Genomic DNA, 2,775 nt, shown 5'->3' with positions numbered 1-2,775 from the left:
GGTGACAATTGAAGCGCCCCGAGCCTGGGCGCGCGGCGAGCCGACCTGGACCACCGGGACGGGACCGATGCCGGCGAGCGCCGGTTCGGCGCCGTCGAGCGTGCCGACGAGCACGATCCCCTCGACGCGCAGCTCCATGAATCGCTCGACGAGCGGCCCACCCTCGAGCCGCCAATCGCCCAGAAGCGGCCGCAGCCCGGCGCCGTGCAGGCCGTCGGAGAGGCCCTCGACGGCGGGGACGAACCATGGATTGCGCAGGTCGTCGAGGATGAGGCCCACGATCCCGCTGCGCTGCGAGCCCATGGCCCGCGCGGCGGCGTTGGGGCGGTAGCCGAGCTCGGCCGCGGCGTCGAGCACCGCGCGGCGCTTCGCCTCGCTCACGTACCCCGTGCCGCGAAGGGCGAGCGAGGCCGCGGACTTCGAGACGCCCGCGAGCGCGGCGACGTCGAGGATCGTCACGGCTTTTGCCATCGGGGCTCCTTCTCGCGGCCGAAAGGCGGATTGTCAGCACAAACCTTGACCGCGGCATCGGTCACAGGGATACTCTAGGGGAAACCTTGGAACGTTCCCACATTGCGTTCCGATACTGCGTTCCCAATTGACGCACCACACACAGTGCCCACCACACACAATGGAGTGCCCCATGAAGCAAGTGACCCTCGGACTCGTCGGCGTCGGGCGCATCGGCGTCATGCACGCGCGCAACATTGCCGCACTCCGGGAGCCGTTCGCGGCCCGCGGCATCGACCTCGCGTTCAAGCTCACGGACGTCGCCGAGGAGCACGCGCGGAGCGTCGCCGCCGAGGTCGGGGCCGAGTTCGTGCCCGGCGGTGCGGCGGGCCTCATTGGCTCCGGGATCGACGCGCTCGTCGTCGCGACCGGCACGCCGACCCACCCCGAGCTCATCCGCGCCGGCGTCGATGCGGGCATTCCCGTGTTCTGCGAGAAGCCCGTTGCGGGTTCGGTCGCGGACTCGCTGCCCGTGCTCGAGTACATCGCCGAGCGAGGCGGCGTCGTGCAGATCGGGCACCAGCGCCGGTTCGACGCCGGCTACCTCGAGGCCAAGCGCCGCTTCGATGCGGGCGAGATCGGCTGGATCCACTCGCTCCGCGCCATGACGGGGGACATGTTCCCGCCGTCGATCGAGTTCATCGCGACGTCCGGCGGGCTCTTCCGCGACTGCTCGGTCCACGACTTCGACATCCTCCGCTGGCTCACCGGCCGTGAGATCGTGGAGGTCTACGCGCGCGGCTCGAACAACGGCGACCCCGCGATCGGCGAGGTCGGCGACGTCGACACCGCGCTCGCTGTCGTGACGTTCGACGATGGCACGGTCGGCACCGTCTCCGCGACCCGCTACAACGGAGCCGGCCACGACGTCCGCCTTGAGGTCCAGGGCTCGAAGTCCTCTGTCATGGTCGGCCTCGACGAGAAGACCGCGCTCCGCTCGACCGAGCCCGGCGTCGCGTTCCCCGCCGGCGAGACGCACAAGACCTTTGCCGAGCGCTTCGACCTCGCCTACCGGGCCGAGCTCGCGGCGTTCGTCGAGCTCGTGCTCGGCGAGCGCGAGAACCCCTGCACCCCCACAGACGCCGTCGCGGCCTCGCGCGTCGCGGACGCCGCCCAGGAGTCACTCGAGACGGGCCGGCCCGTGAAGGTCGAGGTCCCGGCCCGAGCCTGAGGCGCGTGAGGTGTTGGGGACGCCGGCGGCCGACGACGGTGGGGTCGCCTTGTGTTGGTGAGCGGCCGACGGCGGGGGCTCGACACCCGTGGTGACGCCCCGCCGTCGTCTGTCTACCGCCCGAGGAAGATCGGGTTCGTGAGGGCCGCCATGGGGCCGAGCGGGAGGTCGGGGCCCATCGCGGTGCCGCTGCCCGACGTGCCGTCGACCCTGGGGTGCCGCACCTCAACGCGCACATAGGCGGACCGCTGCGGAGTTGTGACCCACGAGCTCGTGCCCTCGCCGGACCCCGGAAGCGTGACCTGCTGCGTCTGGCCCTCGTCGGTGACGAAGCGCACCACGCCGTGCGGCACCCCGGCGACCCTCGCCGTCACGGTGACCGGCGCGCCGTCGTCCGCCGCGAGCCGCTCGCCGATCCCGGCGACCGTGCCGCCGGCCTCGGCCGTGAAGTCGATCGCGACGTCCGCCGATTCGGCGATCCACGACCGCCCGCCGCGGAGGCCCTCCAGAATGGCGTCGCGGGAGAGCGCCGCCGCGTTCACGACGTTGTGCGGGAGGCCCACGGGCTGGGGCGCGCTGTGGGCGTCGCTGTTCCCGACCGCCGGGAGCCAGCGGCCTGCGGTCCGCCCAGATTCGGTGCGCGTCGAGGTGACCAGCATGGCGTCCCACGTGTCGACCGCGGACTCGTCGTCCGCGGTCCACGGGCCGTTCCACACCTCGACGGCGTCGGCGGAGTCGTAGCCGAACTTCCACCGGCACGCCACGAACGGGCAGTACGGGTGCGCTGGGACCACGAGGCCGCCGGCGGAGCGGATCCGCTCAGCCGCGCCCTCGAGCTCGCCGTCGCGCGCCCGGTACCGCCAGTCGATCCATGTGCCCGGCTCGAGACCGAGCGCGAGGAAGTGGCCGTTGCGGGTCGTGACCTCCTCACCCGTGAGGATCAGGAGGTCATCGCCCGCGAGCGGACCCCACGCGCCATGCGAGGCGGACGTGTTGTGCTCGGTCGAGACGATGAAGTCCAGGCGCGCGGCGCGGGCTTCCGCGGCGACCTCCGCGGGGGTGCGTTTGCCGTCGGAGTAGACGGTGTGCAGGTG

At 72.1% G+C, this 2,775-nt stretch carries 3 protein-coding genes; 1 reads left to right on the top strand and 2 read right to left on the bottom strand.

The features are described 5' to 3' along the window. Positions 1-471 (bottom strand): LacI family DNA-binding transcriptional regulator (locus tag ACLN58_RS20480; RefSeq protein WP_415857073.1); only part of this gene is annotated, 471 nt, incomplete at its 3' end. 172 nt (positions 472-643) lie between these two features. Between ACLN58_RS20480 and ACLN58_RS20475 the strand changes: the two genes are divergently transcribed. Next, positions 644-1,681: a Gfo/Idh/MocA family oxidoreductase gene (locus ACLN58_RS20475; RefSeq protein WP_415857072.1), complete on the top strand. Its 1,038-nt coding sequence runs from the start codon at positions 644-646 to the stop codon at positions 1,679-1,681. Between the two features lie 113 nt (positions 1,682-1,794). Here ACLN58_RS20475 and ACLN58_RS20470 read toward each other — a convergent pair. Next, positions 1,795-2,775, bottom strand: a 981-nt coding sequence (locus ACLN58_RS20470; RefSeq protein WP_415857071.1) for a CehA/McbA family metallohydrolase, incomplete at its 5' end; no start/stop codon positions are given.

The organism is Sinomonas sp. G460-2 (assembly GCF_047759905.1).
Taxonomy (GTDB): domain Bacteria; phylum Actinomycetota; class Actinomycetes; order Actinomycetales; family Micrococcaceae; genus Sinomonas.
This window is presented reverse-complemented; position numbering and strand designations above follow the sequence as displayed.